This is a genomic window from Alicycliphilus denitrificans K601, from assembly GCF_000204645.1.
Taxonomy (GTDB): Bacteria; Pseudomonadota; Gammaproteobacteria; order Burkholderiales; family Burkholderiaceae_C; genus Alicycliphilus; species Alicycliphilus denitrificans.
On the sequence record NC_015422.1, the window covers coordinates 4417575 to 4430532 of the forward strand.

Genomic DNA, 12958 nt, shown 5'->3' on the forward strand with positions numbered 1-12958 from the left:
CCATGCTTTCGGCCGGCAGGGAGCAGACTTTAGCGCTTTGTGCAGACAAAGCGCTCACAAAGCGGCCTCCACTGTCCCATCCTCAAGCACAATACCGGCAACGATACGGCCATTGGCCATGCGGACGCGCACATTCTGCCCCTGCGCGCCGGCGCTCATGGCCTGGCCTGACGATGTGACCGCGTAACCCGGCCCCTGCACGACCACGCGCACGGGGGAACCCGCCTTGAACAGATCGGGCGCGCGCACCATGTTCTGGCGCAGCGCCTGCCCAGCGGCCAGCGGCCGCGTGGCGATCAGCCCCACCCAGGCCTGGGGGTTGGCCACGATGGCGGCGGGCTCCGCCGCCCAGTCCACCTCGGCCTCGACCGCGTCGGCCTCGCTCAGCACTTCGCCGCTGGCCACGTTGCCCGCCAGCACCCAGGCAGGCCCGAAAGCCTTGACGGTGATGGGCAGGAACACGTTCCAGCGCGTGGGTCCGTCCATGCAACGCAAGCCCAGGCGCGTGCGGCCCCACAGGCGCGCGCCTGCGGGCAGGTAAGGCTCGACGCGGGCGCAGGGGGCGAGCCGCAGGCGCGGGTCCAGCGCGCCCACGCTCACCTCCATGCGCAGCGGCAGCGCGCCGCCCTGGGTCTGCGCCAGCGTCTTGTCCAGCCAGCGCTGACCGATGGCGGAGAGCTCTTGCCCGGCCTCGCTCTGCGCGCGCGCCGCAGGCGCCAGGGCGGCGGCGAGCGCCAGCGCCGCCCAGAGCAGGCGGCGCGCGCGGGCGGCACGGGATGGGCGGGACGGGGAATGCGGCATGGCTTCGGTTCCGACTTGCATGAGACGGCACTGTAGGCCGCGGCCCTCCCGCTGGAAGCGCCGAACAGCGGGCCAATGCCCGCGCTCTTCGCGCTTTCGCAAAAACAGGCGGTTTCCATAATCGACGCACGCCGCAAAGCCTCCGCGCCGCGGCACCCGACCATTCCACGACCCGAGGAACCATGCTCGACAAGCTGACCCAGCGGCTGGACTTTCACGGCAACGCGCTGCTGCTGCGCTCCGAGCGCCAGCGCGCCATCGCGAGCAACATCGCCAATGCCGACACGCCCGGCTACGTGGCGCGCGACTTCCAGTTCGCCGACGCCCTGCGCGCCGCGGAAGGCGCCCGCGCGCCCGGCGGCATGCGCCAGCAGAGCGTGAGCGACCCGCGCCACATACCGCTGCCGGCCGCCAGCACCGGCCAGTCGGGCGGCGCGCTGGGCTATGCGCTGCAGACCCAGCCCAGCCTGGACAACAACAGCGTGGACATGGACCGCGAGCGCGCCGCCTTCGTGGACAACGCCGTGCGCTACGAGGCCACGCTGCGCTTCATCAACGGCAATGCCAAGACCATGCTGAGCGCCATCCAGGGTCAATAAGGAGCCCCGCCATGTCCATGTTCTCCATCTTCAACGTCTCGGGCAGCGCCATCAGCGCGCAGTCGCAGCGGCTGAACGTCGTGGCCAGCAACCTGGCCAACGTGGACGCCGTGGCCGGCCCCGACGGCCAGGCCTACAAGGCGCGCCAGGTGGTGTTCCAGACCGCGCCCATGGGCCCCGACAGCTCGGCCGGCGTGCGCGTGTCCACCATCCAGGAAAGCGGCGTGCCGGGACGGCGCGTGCACGATCCGTCCAACCCCATGGCCGATGCCGAGGGCTATGTGACCCACTCCAACGTGAACGCGGTGGAGGAGATGGTCAACATGATCTCGGCCTCGCGCTCGTACCAGAACAACGTGGAGGTCATGAACACGGCCAAGTCGCTGCTGCTCAAGACCCTGCAGATGGGCCAATAACCGCCGGAGCATTGCATGTTCATTTCCCCCATAGACACGAGCGCGCTCAATGCCGGCGCCACCACCACTTCCACGACACGGGATTCGTCCACCGACCCGAGCGCGATGCAGGACCGCTTCCTCAAGCTGCTCGTGGCCCAGCTGAACAACCAGGACCCGATGAATCCGCTGGACAACGCCCAGATGACGACGCAGATGGCCCAGATCAACACGGTGACGGGCCTGCAGACGCTGAACCTGACCATGCAGACCATGGCCGAGCAGTTCAGCACCATGCAGCAGATCCAGGGCATCTCGCTGATCGGGCGATCGGTGCTCTCCGAGGGCGACCGCATGAGCTTCGCCGACGGAACCGGCAAGGGCATGTTCGACCTGGCGGGCGCGGCCACCAATGTGAAGGTGGACATCGTGACCGCGGGCGGCGTGGTGGTGGATTCGATCGACATGGGCGCGCAGGAAGGCGGCCGCCACAGCGTCGAATGGGATGCCAGCAAATACCAGGGCAGCACCTCCGACCTGCGCTTTCGCGTCACCGCCACGAACGGCGAGACCGCCGTCAAGGCCACGGCACTGACGCAGTCGCAGGTCCTGGCCACGGGCTCCAAGTCAGGCGCCCTGACCCTGACGCTGGACAACGGCAGCACCGTCAACTACGCCAACGTCCTGGGCGTGCTCTGAGCGGCACGCGCAACACCCACCGACAAGGAGAAAACCATGGGTTTCCAGCAAGGTCTCTCGGGCCTGAACGCATCCAGCAAGAACCTGGACGTGATCGGCCACAACATCGCCAACTCCAACACCGTCGGCTTCAAGGCGTCGCGCACCGAGTTCGCCTCGATGGTGGCGACCGCCATCGGCACGGCAAGCACCGGCAATGCCGGTATCGGCGTGCAGGTCGGGGCCGTGGCGCAGCAGTTCACGCAGGGCAACATCACCGTCACGGGCAACAATCTCGACGTGGCCATCAACGGCAACGGCTTCTTCAAGATCCAGCAGCCCGATGGCAGCTTCGCCTACACGCGCGCGGGCAACTTCAAGCTCGACGACAAGGGCAACGTGATCACGAACAATGGAGGCAAGGTCATGGGCTACCCGATGGACCCCATCACCCAGACCCGCACCGCGAGCACCCCCCAGCCGCTCGTGTTCCCCACGGGCGCCCCCATTCCGGCCAAGCAGACCACGAGCATCAAGGCCACGTTCAACCTGGACGCGCGCGCTCCCGATGCCGCGGGCAACCCATCGGCCACGCCGCCCATCGCGGCCACGCCGCGCTCCACCTACGGTACGTCGCTCAATGTGTACGACAGCCAGGGCGTCGCCACCCCGGTGAGCCTGTACTTCCAGAAAACGGGCACGGCCAATACCTGGGACGTCTACGACAGGCTCGACGACCCCAACGCCACGCCGCCCGTCGTGGCCACGCCCATCGGGCAGATCACCTTCGACAACAACGGCCAGATCACCGGCCCGGCCGCAACGCCGCCGGCCACGGGCTTCCAGCTGCCGATCACCATCGCTCCGCCCACGCCGAACCCGAACAACCTGCCGGCCTACACCGTACAGGTCAACCTCGACGGCGTGACGCAGTTTGGCGCCAAGTTCGCGGTGTCCGACCTCACGCAGGACGGCTACACGGCCGGCCAGCTCACGGGCATCAACATCGGCGACGACGGCACGATCATGACGAGCTACTCCAACGGCGTGACGCGCGCCGAGGGGCAGATCGCGCTCGCGAGCTTCCGCAACGCGCAGGGCCTGGCCGACATAGGCAACAACCTCTGGGTCGAGACCTTCGAATCGGGCCAGCCCGTCATGGGCGTGGCCACCGAGGGCGCGTTCGGCGCCCTGCGCTCGGGCGCGCTGGAGGACTCCAACGTGGACCTGACGGCCGAACTCGTGAACATGATGACCGCCCAGCGCGCCTACCAGGCCAATGCGCAGACGATCAAGACGCAGGACCAGGTCATGTCCACCCTGGTGAACCTGCGCTGACGCCGTCTGAGCCGGAGACCACGCCATGGACCGCATCATCTACACCTCCATGACCGGCGCCAGCGCCGCCGCGCACCGGCAAGCGGTGCTGGCCAACAACCTGGCCAACGTCTCCACCTACGGCTTTCGCGCCGAGATGTCCAGCTTCCGCTCGGTGCCGCTGCAGGGCAGCGGATCGACCACGCGCGTGTTCGCGCTGGAGGCGACGTCGGGCCACGTGGAAACCCCCGGCCCGGTGCAGCGCACGGGCCGCAACCTGGACGCCATGGCCGCGGGCAACGCCTGGTTCGCCGTGCAGGGCCTGGACGGCACCGAGGCCTATACGCGCGCCGGCAGCTTCGAGGTCACGGAAGCGGGCCAGCTGGTCACGCCCACCGGCCTGCCCGTGCTCTCGGACGGCGGCGCGCCCATCACGGCGCCGCAGGGCGCCGAGCTGACCCTGGGCGCGGACGGCACCGTCACCGCGCGCGTGCCCGGGCAGCAGCCCCAAACCGTCGGGCGCCTGAAGCTCGCCACGCCCGCGCAGGACGATCCGCTCAAGCGCGGGGACGACGGGCTGTTCCGCACCGCCTCGGGCGAGCCCATGGCCAGCGACCCCGCGGCGCGGCTGCTGGCCGGCGCGCTGGAGGGCTCGAACGTGAACCCCGTGGAGAGCATGGTCGGCATGATCGCCGCCGCGCGCCAGTTCGAGCAGCAGATGCGCCTGCTGCAGACCGCCGAGAACGACGACAAGACGGCCAGCCAGCTGCTCAGCCTGAACGGCTGATGCGCCTTCCAGAAAGGACTCACCATGATCAATTCCCTGTGGATCGCCAAGACCGGCATGAGCGCCCAGCAGACCCAGCTGGATGTGATCTCGCACAACCTGGCCAACGTCTCCACCACGGGCTTCAAGCGCAACAGCGCGGTGTTCGAGGACCTGATCTACCAGAACCTGCGCCAGGTGGGCGCGCAGACCACCGAGGAGAACCAGCTGCCCACGGGCCTGCATCTGGGCCTGGGCGTGCGCACCGTGGCCACCAGCCGCAACTTCACGCAGGGCAGCCTGCAGCAGTCGAGCAACAGCCTGGACGTGGCCATCAACGGCAACGGCTTCTTCGAGGTCCAACTGCCCGACGGCACCATAGGCTACACGCGCGACGGCTCGTTCCAGCTCGACGCGCAGGGGCGCATGGTCACTTCCGGCGGCCTGCCCGTGGCCAACGGCATCACCGTGCCGCAGGGCGCCACCAGCATCAGCATCAGCGAGACCGGCGTGGTCAGCGCCACCATCGCCGGCAACGCCCAGCCCCAGCAGCTGGGCCAGCTGGCCATGTCCAGCTTCATCAACGCCGCGGGGCTGCAGCCCGTGGGGCAGAACATGTACAAGGAGTCGGCCGCATCGGGCCCGCCGCAGCAGGGCCAGCCGGGCACGAACGGCCTGGGCGTCATCAAGCAGGGCTTCCTGGAGACCTCCAACGTCAACGTGGTGGAGGAGCTCGTCACCATGATCCAGACCCAGCGCGCCTACGAGATGAACTCCAAGGCCATACAGACCAGCGACCAGATGCTGGCCAAGCTGTCGCAGCTGTGATGGGAGGCCGCGCCATGACCGCCTCCCTGCGCCTGGTCGCGCCCGCCGCCCTGGCCCTGCTGGCCACCGGCTGCGCCACCCTGAACCCGCCGCCGCCCGTGGACCTGCTGCCCACCGCGCCGCCGCCCGTGGCCGCCACGCCGCGCCCCACGGGGCCGGCCACGGGAAGCCTGTTCCATGCCGCGAGCTACCGCCCCGCGTTCGAGGACCGGCGCGCGCGCATGGTGGGCGACATCGTCACCATCCAGATCGTGGAGCAGGTGACGGCCAAGCAGAACTCCACTTCCAGCATCGACCGCAGCGCCAACACCTCGGCCGGCATCTCGGCCTTCCCGTTCATCGGGGCGGGCAAGCTGGGCAAGCTGGACCTGGGCGCCAAGAGCGCCAACCAGTTCTCGGGCAAGGGCGGCACGGAGAGCAGCAACACCTTCACCGGCACCATCACCGCCACCGTCATCGAGGTGCTGCCCAACGGCCACCTGGTGGTGGCGGGCGAGAAGCAGATCGGCGTGAACGAGAACGTGGACGTGCTGCGCTTCTCGGGCACGGTGGACCCGCGCTCGCTGCAGCCGGGCAGCGTGGTCGCATCCACCCAGGTGGCCAACGCGCGCCTGCAGTCGCGCGGGCGCGGCGCGCAGAGCGAGGCCCAGGCCATGGGCTGGCTGTCGCGGGCGTTCAACTCGGTCGCGCCGTTCTAAGGCCTCCGGGGAAAGGCCGGGGCGAGGGGTTCGCCCCTGCGCACGCGCGATTATTCAATATTGATAGCTGCCAACGCTTGATGGACAAGCGCTGGAGGCACTTTTCCCCTTCAAACCCCATGTCCCGCAATTGAGGGGATTTGGGCCGTCTTTTCGGCGATTCGGGACGCGCACGGCGACCCACAATCATCGCCATGATCACCGTCCCCCTGCTCCCATCTTCGGCTGGCGCCCGCGCGCTGCGGCGGCTGGCCGCGTTCGGGGTGCTGGCGCTCGCCGCGGCGCTGCCGGCGTATGCGCTGCGCATCAAGGAAGTGGCCGCCGTGCAGGGCGTGCGCAGCAACCAGCTCACGGGCTACGGCCTGGTGGTGGGGCTGGACGGCACGGGCGACCAGACCACGCAGATGCCGATCACCACGCAGGCCATGCAGAACTATCTGCAGCAGGCGGGCATCAGCCTGCCGGCGGGTACCACGGCGCCGCAGCTCAAGAACGTGGCCACGGTGATCGTGACCGCCGAGCTGCCCCCGTTCGCCCAGCCGGGCCAGGCGATCGACGTGAGCGTGGCCTCGATGGGCAACGCGAAGTCGCTCAAGGGCGGCACGCTGATCGCCACGCCGCTGCGCGGCGCCGACGGCGAGATCTACGCGCTGGCCCAGGGCAACATGGTGGTCGGCGGCGCGGGCGCCTCGGCCGGCGGCAGCAAGGTGCAGATCAACCACCTGAGCGCGGGCCGCATTCCGGGCGGCGCGCAGGTCGAGCGCTCGGTGCCCACGCCGCTGCACGACGGCGAGACCATCACCCTGGGGCTGAACGCCTCGGACTTCCAGACCGCGCGCAAGGTGGCCAGCACCATCAACACCCGGATCGGCAGTGGCCTGGCCACGGCGCTGGACGGGCGCACGGTGCAGGTGCGCGCGCCCATGGACCCGGGCTCCCGCGTGAACTTCATCGCCGAGCTGGAGGAACTGCCGCTGCCCGACTCCACCCCCGCCGCCAAGGTGGTGATCAACGCGCGCACCGGCTCCATCGTGCTCAACCAGGCCGTGACGCTGGGGCCCTGCGCCATCGCCCACGGCAACCTGTCGATCACCATCAGCAGCACGCCCGTCATCAGCCAGCCCGCGCCGCTGTCGCAGGGCCAGACCGTGGTGGCGCAAAAGAGCGACATCCAGCTCAAGCAGGACGGCGGCAAGGTGATCCAGGTGCCGGCATCGCCGCAGCTGGCCGACGTGGTGCGCGCGCTCAACACCCTGGGCGCCACGCCGCAGGACCTGCTGGCGATACTGCAGGCCATCAAGGCATCGGGCGCGCTCAACGCGGAGCTGGAGGTGATCTGATGGCCTTCTCCAGCCTCTCCGGCGCGGGCACCGCGGCCGCCCGCCAGGCATTGGCCGTGGACGGCCGCTCGCTCAACGCCCTGAAGCTGCAGGCCGGCCAGGGCGATGCGCAGGCCACCAGGGACGCCACGCGGGAGGCCGCCAGGCAGCTCGAATCGCTGTTCATGCGCGAGCTCATCAAGAGCATGCGCGAGGCGACCGCCAAATCCGGCCTGCTCGACGGCGCCGAGGGCAACCTGGCGAACGACCTGTTCGACCAGCAGCTGTCGGTGCAGATGTCGGGCCGGCCCGGCGGGCTGGCCGATGCCATACAGCGCCAGCTCTCGCGCCAGCTCGGCGGCGACGGCCAGACCACCATCGACGCCGGCTCCACGCTGAGCCTGGACGCCACGCTGCGCAAGGCCGCGCCCGCCGACAACCCGCGCGCGAGCGCCCCCAAGGGACGCGAGAACTTCGTGCAGCACCACCGCGCCGCGGCCGAGCGCGTGGCGCAGGACAGCGGCATTCCGGCCAGCTTCATGCTGGGCCAGGCCGGGCACGAGACCGGCTGGGGCAGGAGCGAGATCCGCAACAAGGACGGCAGCAACGCCTTCAACCTGTTCGGCATCAAGGCCGGCAAGGGCTGGACCGGCAAGGTGGCCGAGGTGACGACCACCGAATACGTGAACGGCCAGCCGCGCAAGGTCACCGCGCGCTTTCGCGCCTATGGCTCCTACGAGGAGTCGTTCCGCGACTACGCCCGCCTGATCAACGACAACCCACGCTACGAGAAGGCGCGCGCCAAAACCCATTCCGCCGCCGCCTATGCGGCCGAGCTGCAGAAGGCCGGCTACGCCACCGACCCGCAGTACGCCACCAAGCTCGCGCGCGCGATCCAGAGCACGCAGTCCGTGGCGCGCAACCCTGTCGTGGCCCAGGCGCCCGGCACCCAAGCCTGAAGCACTGAACCATGAGCCTCCTCAACGTCGGCGCCCGCGCCCTCCTCGCCAACCAGGTGGCCCTGCAGACCACGGGACACAACATTGCCAACGTCAGCACGGCCGGCTATTCGCGCCAGAGCGTGGCCATGCAGACGGTGCAGGGCCAGTTCACGGGATCGGGCTACATCGGCAACGGCGTGAACGTGGCCACCATCCTGCGCAACCACAACGAGCTGCTCACGCGCCAGGCGGCCGCCGCCCAGGCGGTGCAGTCCGGCGACTCGGTGCGCGCCGAGCGCCTATCGCAGCTGCAGGACGTGTTCCAGGGCAGCACCAGCGGCCTGGGCGCGGCCATCACCGACATGCTCAACTCGCTGGCCGACGTGGTGGCCTCGCCCAACGACATCACGGCGCGCACCGTCACGCTCACGCGCATGAACGAGATGGCCGCGCGCATGCGCAGCAGCGCCGAGCAGCTGCAGGAGATCCAGTACTCGGTCACCGAGCAGCTGAAAAACGACGCCACGCGCATCAACCAGCTGGCCAGCGGCATTGCCGAGGCGAACGAGCAGATCGCGCGCGTCAGGGGCAACGGCCAGTCGCCCAACGATCTGCTGGACAAGCGCGACCAGCTGATCCGCGAGCTCAACCAGTACATACAGACCACGCAGATACCAGCCGACGACGGTTCGGTGGGCGTGTTCGTGGGCGGCAGCCAGGCGCTGGTGCTGGGCAGCACGGCCACCTCCGTCTCCGTCGACGAATCGCAGCTGTTCCCGGGCAGCGGCCAGATGCGCCTGCTCTTCAACCGCCCGGGCGCGACGCCCGTGGAGCTGGAGGAAGGCATGCTCGGCGGCGGAGAGGTGGCGGGCCTGCTGCGCTTCGTCAACAACGACCTGGCCGAGGGCCGCAACCTGCTGGGGCGCATGGCGCTGGCCATCGGCACCACGATGAACTACCAGCAGACGCAGGGCCTGACGCTGGATGGCCAGCCCGGCAAGCCGCTGTTCTCCACGCCCTCCTCCGTCCAGGGCTACACGCAGGGCACGGCCCAGGGCAGCATCGACCTGACGGACAGCAGCAAGTTCTCGCCCACGAAGTTCGCCGCCTCGGACTACGAGGTGCGCTTCACCACGCCGCCGGCCGGCCAGGTGGTGCGGCTGTCGGATGGCAAGACCACTGCCTTCACCGACCTGAACGACCTGCGCGGCCAGCAGATCGACGGCCTGACCTTCGACTTCGCCACCGCGGGCGCCGCGGGCGAGCGCGTGCTGTTCAAGCCCTTCGCCAGCGCCGCGGCCAACATCCAGTCCCTGGTGTACTCGCCGCGCGACCTGGCCGCCGCCAACCCCGTCAACGCGGCCATGGGCACGTCCAACACGGGCACGCTGCAGCTCGCCGAGCTCAAGGCGGAGGGCCCCACGCTCACGCTGCCGCCCGACGGCGACACGGCGAACACCCCGCCGGCCTTCCCCGGCGGCATCCAGCTGCAGTTCCATGCCGGCCCGCCAGCGACCTTCGACGTGGTCAACCAGGGCGCCGCCCCGCCCACCACCGTCGCCACAGGCCAGAGCTACACGCCAGGCCAGCCGATCCAGATCGACGGCTGGTCCATCACCCTGCAGGGCACGCCCCAGGACGGCGACACGGTCACCGTGGGCAACGCGCTCGATCCGCAATACGGCGACGGCTACACACGCAACGCCGGCAACGCCAGCGCCCTCATGCGGCTGCGCGACGTGAAGATGTTCGACGAGTCCACCCTGTCCGACGGCTACGCCGGCCTCATGGCCCAGGTGGGCACGCGCACGCAGAGCGCGCAGTACGCGGCCAAGCTGTCGGACTCCATCGCCTCCAACCTGGAGGCCAGCCGCACGGCCGTCTCGGGCGTGAACCTGGACGAGGAGGCCGCCCGCCTCATCCAGTACCAGCAGGCCTACCAGGCCTCGGCCAAGATGCTGCAGATCGCGCAGAACATTTTCGACAACCTCATCCAATCCATGGGCAGATGACATGACGAACTTCTACCGCGTCAGCACCGCCAACATGCACGACGCCACGCTGCGCAACCTGAACGCACGGCAGAAGAGCCTGGTGGACCTGCAGGAGAACCTGACCTCGGGCAAGCGCGTGGTGCGCGCCAGCGACGACCCCGTGGCCGCCGCGCAGGCCGAGCGCGCGCTCACGCGCATCAGCCGCATCCAGACCGAGCAGCGCGCGCTGGAGGTGCAGCGCAACGCCATCGCGCAGGCCGAGTCCACGCTGGGCGACGCCATCGGCCTGGTGCAGGAGATACGCCAGCTCGTCGTGGCCGCCGGCGGCGGGGCGCTCAAGCCCGAGGACCGCAAGACCTACGCCGACCAGATCCAGAGCCTGCGCGAGCAGCTCACCGACGTGATCAACCGCAAGGACACCAACGGCATACCGCTGCTGGGCGCACTGGGCAGCGCGCTGCAGCCCTTCGCGGGCCCGCTGAGCGGCAGCCCCGACTACCTGTTCGCCGGCCTGCCAGGCCAGGCCAGCAGCAGCGGCACGGCCATCGCCACCACGCTGGACGGGCATTCCGCCCTCATGTTCGACCCACGGCGCGACGGCGTGTACCAGGCCGGCGTGAGCACCATCCCGGCCGACCGCAGCCTGACGACCTCGGCCATCACCGCGGTGGACCGCAACCAGATCACGGGCGACGGCTACCGCATCGACTTCACGGCCGTGGGCCCGGGCGCCACGCCGGGCACCACGACGGCCACCTACACCATCACCAACACCACCACGGGCGTCACGTCCGCCCCGGTCACGGTGCCCGACTTCGCGTCCGACAAGCCCGCCACCATCGCCGTCACCGGAGTGCCTGGCATGACGTTCAGCATCAGCGGCACGCCCGCGGCGGGCGACGCCGTGACCCTGCAGCCCAGCCCCAGCCTGATGAGCACCATTGACAGCGCCATCGAGGGCATCCGCGGCGCGGCCAACAACAATGCCGCCACGCAGGCCGTGGGCCAGGCGCTGGCCAACATCGACGCCGGCATGGAGCGCCTGAACAACATGCGCGGCTACGCGGGCGAGCTGCTCAACCGCGCCGACCGCATCACGGGCGACCAGAGCCAGCGCTCCATCCAACTGGAGGCCGACCGCTCGCGCGCCGAGGATCTGGACATGGTCCAGGGCATCTCGGGCTTCCAGAATGCCCAGGTGGGCTACCAGGCCGCCCTCCAGTCCTACGCCATGGTACAGAAGCTGTCGCTGTTCAACTTCATGAGCTGACGCGGGTTTTCTCGCCGCCTGCGGGGCGGCGCACGGCCCGACAATGGCGATTGCCTTTCATTCTCGTCCACCCTTCATGGTCCAATCCGTTCTTGGCAGCCTCGTCCTGGGCTACCGCCCCTTGTGGAATGCCGCGCGCAAGCTGGCCGGCGTGCAGCTGTACGTGCACGGCCAGGGCGCTGCCATGGTGGACGCGCCGCACCTGCTGCGCACCATCCAGGAGCTGTGGAGCGCCGGCTCGCCGCCGCTACTGCTGTCGCCGCGCTCGCAGCCGCTGCTCATGGACCTGCTGGCGCATGCGCCGCGCGGCGCGCCCTGGATCGAGGTGCCGGGCGACTGGATGGCCCTGCCCGCGGTGCGCGAGCGCGCCGGCCAGGCCCACGCCCGGGGCCTGCGCCTGGTGTGGAGCGGCGCCCTGGATCACCTGCCCGACACCGAGACCGCGCGGTTGTTCGACAACAGCCTGCTGCACCTGTCCAGCGGCGACGCCGTGCGCGCGCTGCAGGCGGGCGCGGCCGCGCAGCGCAGCCCGCTGATCACCGGCCAGATGTACGACAACGTGGCCAGCCGCGCGCTGCTGGCGCACTGCCTGGACCAGGGCGGCGCCCTGGCCGTGGCCGGCTGGCCCATGGAGGACGTGCTCCACGCCCTGCGCCACCAGCCGCAGCAGCCCGCGCACGAGGTGGTGCAGAGGCTGCTCAAGGCCATCGACGAGGACCAGTCCATCGACCGCTTCGAGCAGATCCTGGGCGAGGACCCGCTGCTGGCCTACCGCTTCATGACCTACACCAACTCCGCGGCGCTGGGCCTGCGCACGGGCGTGGACTCGCTGCGCCGCGGCCTGGTGATGATGGGCTACGGCTCGCTCGGGCGCTGGCTGGCCGAGCAGCTGCCGCACGCGAGCACCGAGCCCGACCTGCGCCCCATACGCACCGCCATGGTGCTGCGCGCGCGCCTGACCGAGCAGCTGCTCGAATCCGGCGCGGGCAAGGATCTGCGCCGCGAGGTCTACCTGAGCGGCCTGTTCTCGCAGCTCGACGAGCTGCTGCGCGAACCCTTGGGCACCATACTGCGCCGCCTGCCGCTGTCCGAGCGCGTGTACAACGCCGCCGTGCTGCGCACCGGCCCCTACGCCCCCAGCCTGGAGCTGGCCTGCGCCCTCGAAGGCGACGACGCGGGCGCCATCCGCCAGCTGTGCGAGACGCACGAGCTGGAGATCGAGTACGTCAACCGCAGCCTGCTGCGCGTGCTCTCCGAAGTGGCCGTGGACCGGCCCGCCGCCGCGCATTAGCTGCTTCTGGCACCAGGGCGCACCATGCAAGCGCCGGCAGCTATCTTTTTTGCCAGCAAAG

The 12958-nt window shown here is 69.8% G+C and carries 13 protein-coding genes; 12 read left to right on the forward strand and 1 reads right to left on the reverse strand.

Translation table 11 applies throughout. From position 1 onward, the window contains the following. Positions 1–54: 54 nt before the first annotated feature. A complete protein-coding gene (gene flgA / locus ALIDE2_RS20950; protein ID WP_013723070.1) occupies positions 55–801 on the reverse strand; it encodes a flagellar basal body P-ring formation chaperone FlgA in 747 nt (248 codons plus the stop codon). Between the two features lie 182 nt (positions 802–983). Between flgA and flgB the strand changes: the two genes are divergently transcribed. From flgB to ALIDE2_RS21010, 12 genes are all read left to right on the forward strand, one after another. Beyond that, a complete protein-coding gene (flgB, locus tag ALIDE2_RS20955) occupies positions 984–1400 on the forward strand; it encodes a flagellar basal body rod protein FlgB (RefSeq protein ID WP_013520656.1) in 417 nt (138 codons plus the stop codon). An 11-nt stretch (positions 1401–1411) separates the two neighbouring features. Further along, positions 1412–1816, forward strand: a complete 405-nt coding sequence (gene flgC, locus ALIDE2_RS20960) for a flagellar basal body rod protein FlgC (protein ID WP_013520657.1) — start codon at positions 1412–1414, stop codon at positions 1814–1816. A 15-nt stretch (positions 1817–1831) separates the two neighbouring features. Continuing rightward, positions 1832–2494 (forward strand): flagellar hook assembly protein FlgD, encoded by a 663-nt coding sequence (locus ALIDE2_RS20965; RefSeq protein ID WP_013520658.1) that lies wholly within the window; start codon positions 1832–1834, stop codon positions 2492–2494. Between the two features lie 36 nt (positions 2495–2530). Continuing rightward, positions 2531–3811, forward strand: coding sequence for a flagellar hook protein FlgE (flgE, locus tag ALIDE2_RS20970; protein WP_013520659.1), 1281 nt, complete (start codon positions 2531–2533; stop codon positions 3809–3811). A 25-nt stretch (positions 3812–3836) separates the two neighbouring features. Further along, positions 3837–4577, forward strand: a complete 741-nt coding sequence (gene flgF / locus ALIDE2_RS20975) for a flagellar basal-body rod protein FlgF (protein ID WP_013723071.1) — start codon at positions 3837–3839, stop codon at positions 4575–4577. Positions 4578–4601: 24 nt separating this feature from the next. Next, positions 4602–5384, forward strand: coding sequence for a flagellar basal-body rod protein FlgG (gene flgG / locus ALIDE2_RS20980; RefSeq protein WP_013723072.1), 783 nt, complete (start codon positions 4602–4604; stop codon positions 5382–5384). 14 nt (positions 5385–5398) lie between these two features. Continuing rightward, positions 5399–6082, forward strand: a complete 684-nt coding sequence (locus ALIDE2_RS20985; RefSeq protein WP_013520662.1) for a flagellar basal body L-ring protein FlgH — start codon at positions 5399–5401, stop codon at positions 6080–6082. Between the two features lie 194 nt (positions 6083–6276). After that, positions 6277–7422 carry a flagellar basal body P-ring protein FlgI gene (locus ALIDE2_RS20990; RefSeq protein ID WP_013520663.1) on the forward strand — a complete coding sequence of 382 codons (1146 nt, stop codon included), beginning with the start codon at positions 6277–6279 and terminating at the stop codon, positions 7420–7422. Continuing rightward, a complete protein-coding gene (flgJ, locus tag ALIDE2_RS20995) occupies positions 7422–8360 on the forward strand; it encodes a flagellar assembly peptidoglycan hydrolase FlgJ (protein WP_013520664.1) in 939 nt (312 codons plus the stop codon). Before ALIDE2_RS20990 ends, flgJ begins: the two co-directional genes overlap by 1 nt. A gap of 11 nt (positions 8361–8371) precedes the next feature. Continuing rightward, the gene (gene flgK / locus ALIDE2_RS21000) at positions 8372–10354 is read left to right on the forward strand and encodes a flagellar hook-associated protein FlgK (RefSeq protein ID WP_013723073.1); all 1983 of its coding nucleotides are present in this window, start codon (positions 8372–8374) and stop codon (positions 10352–10354) included. 1 nt (position 10355) lies between these two features. Continuing rightward, positions 10356–11606: a flagellar hook-associated protein FlgL gene (flgL, locus tag ALIDE2_RS21005; RefSeq protein WP_013723074.1), complete on the forward strand. Its 1251-nt coding sequence runs from the start codon at positions 10356–10358 to the stop codon at positions 11604–11606. 76 nt (positions 11607–11682) lie between these two features. After that, on the forward strand, positions 11683–12897 hold the full coding sequence (locus ALIDE2_RS21010) for an HDOD domain-containing protein (protein WP_013520667.1): 1215 nt from the start codon (positions 11683–11685) through the stop codon (positions 12895–12897). Positions 12898–12958: the final 61 nt, after the last annotated feature.

Bases quoted from the DNA above. Each gene is read 5' to 3' on its own strand.
- flgA (WP_013723070.1), bottom strand. From the start codon at position 801: ATGCCGCATTCCCCGTCCCGCCCATCCCGTGCCGCCCGCGCGCGCCGC.
- flgB (WP_013520656.1), top strand. From the start codon at position 984: ATGCTCGACAAGCTGACCCAGCGGCTGGACTTTCACGGCAACGCGCTG.
- flgC (WP_013520657.1), top strand. From the start codon at position 1,412: ATGTCCATGTTCTCCATCTTCAACGTCTCGGGCAGCGCCATCAGCGCG.
- ALIDE2_RS20965 (WP_013520658.1), top strand. From the start codon at position 1,832: ATGTTCATTTCCCCCATAGACACGAGCGCGCTCAATGCCGGCGCCACC.
- flgE (WP_013520659.1), top strand. From the start codon at position 2,531: ATGGGTTTCCAGCAAGGTCTCTCGGGCCTGAACGCATCCAGCAAGAAC.
- flgF (WP_013723071.1), top strand. From the start codon at position 3,837: ATGGACCGCATCATCTACACCTCCATGACCGGCGCCAGCGCCGCCGCG.
- flgG (WP_013723072.1), top strand. From the start codon at position 4,602: ATGATCAATTCCCTGTGGATCGCCAAGACCGGCATGAGCGCCCAGCAG.
- ALIDE2_RS20985 (WP_013520662.1), top strand. From the start codon at position 5,399: ATGACCGCCTCCCTGCGCCTGGTCGCGCCCGCCGCCCTGGCCCTGCTG.
- ALIDE2_RS20990 (WP_013520663.1), top strand. From the start codon at position 6,277: ATGATCACCGTCCCCCTGCTCCCATCTTCGGCTGGCGCCCGCGCGCTG.
- flgJ (WP_013520664.1), top strand. From the start codon at position 7,422: ATGGCCTTCTCCAGCCTCTCCGGCGCGGGCACCGCGGCCGCCCGCCAG.
- flgK (WP_013723073.1), top strand. From the start codon at position 8,372: ATGAGCCTCCTCAACGTCGGCGCCCGCGCCCTCCTCGCCAACCAGGTG.
- flgL (WP_013723074.1), top strand. From the start codon at position 10,356: ATGACGAACTTCTACCGCGTCAGCACCGCCAACATGCACGACGCCACG.
- ALIDE2_RS21010 (WP_013520667.1), top strand. From the start codon at position 11,683: ATGGTCCAATCCGTTCTTGGCAGCCTCGTCCTGGGCTACCGCCCCTTG.